This is a genomic window from Roseateles sp. P5_E11, assembly GCF_054049355.1.
This window is the reverse complement of the sequence record NZ_JBFUMO010000993.1, coordinates 1-1248: the sequence shown is the minus strand read 5'-3', so window position 1 is coordinate 1248 and position 1248 is coordinate 1. Positions and strand designations below refer to the sequence as shown.

The window sequence follows — 1248 nt, the reverse complement described above, 5'->3', positions numbered from 1 at the left end:
GTCAACGAGTTCGTCGACCAGCACAAGCCCTGGGAGCTGGCCAAGCAGGAGGGCATGGACGCCGCCCTGCACGACGTCTGCAGCGTCTGCATCGAGGCCTTCCGCCTGCTGACCCTCTATCTCAAGCCGGTGCTGCCGGCCCTGGCCGGCCAGGTCGAGGCCTTCCTGAAGATCGCGCCGCTGCAGTGGAGCGACAGCGCCCGCGCCCTGGGCGCCCACCAGATCGGCGTCTACCAGCACCTGATGCAGCGCGTCGACCTGGCCAAGGTGGAGCAGCTGTTCGAAGCCCCGCCGGCGCCGAAGGTAGTGCCCGGTGGCGAAGACCTCGCGGAAGAGATCAAGATCGACGACTTCGCCAAGGTTGACCTGCGCATCGCGAAGATCGTCAAGGCCGAGCACGTCGAGGGCTCGGACAAGCTGCTGCGCCTGACGCTGGACGCTGGCGAGGGCCGCCTGCGCAATGTCTTCAGTGGCATCAAAAGCGCCTACAAGCCCGAGGCCCTGGAAGGCAAGCTGACCGTGCTTGTCGCCAACCTCGCACCGCGCAAGATGAAGTTCGGCATCAGCGAGGGCATGGTGCTGGCCGCCAGCCACGCCGACGAGAAGGCCCACCCGGGCATCTTCGTGCTCGAGCCTTTCCCCGGCGCTCTGCCGGGCATGCGGGTGCGCTGAGCAGCCATGAACTCGCCGCGACTGCCTCTTGGCCCGTCGCGGCGCCGGCGTTTCATCGCCGAGCACTACCACTGCGGGCCTCCGGCCGCGACCTCGCTCCTCGCGTCGTCGCCACCCCGGAGGTTCCATGCCACTGCCCCAGCTGCACCCTTTCCGCCCCCGCATGCTCGCGCTGCGGGCGGGTTACTCGCGGCAGCGCTTCCTCGCTGATCTCGGCGCCGGCCTGACGGTCGGCATCGTCGCGCTGCCGCTGGCGCTGGCCTTCGCCATCGCCTCCGGTCTGCGCCCCGAACAGGGCCTGGCCACGGCCATCGTCGCCGGCTTGCTGATCTCCCTCTTCGGCGGCTCCAGCGTGCAGATCGGCGGGCCGGCCGGCGCCTTCATCGTCGTCGTCTACGGCATCCTGCAGCGCTACGGCCTGGCCAATCTGCTGCTCGCCACCATGGGCGCCGGTGTGCTGCTGTTCGCGATGGGCGCCCTCAAGCTGGGCGTGCTGGTGCGCTACATCCCGGTGGCCATCGTCACCGGCTTCACCAACGGCATCGCGGTGCTGATCGCGCTCGCTCAGCTGAAGGA

The 1248-nt window shown here is 69.1% G+C and carries 2 protein-coding genes; both read left to right on the top strand.

What is annotated here, in order from left to right; genetic code table 11:
- A partial coding sequence (metG, locus tag ACXJKR_RS32800; protein ID WP_457326423.1) for a methionine--tRNA ligase subunit beta occupies window positions 1–672 on the top strand: 672 nt, incomplete at its 5' end.
- 127 nt (window positions 673–799) lie between these two features.
- Window positions 800–1248 (top strand): SulP family inorganic anion transporter (locus ACXJKR_RS32795; protein WP_457326422.1); only part of this gene is annotated, 449 nt, incomplete at its 3' end.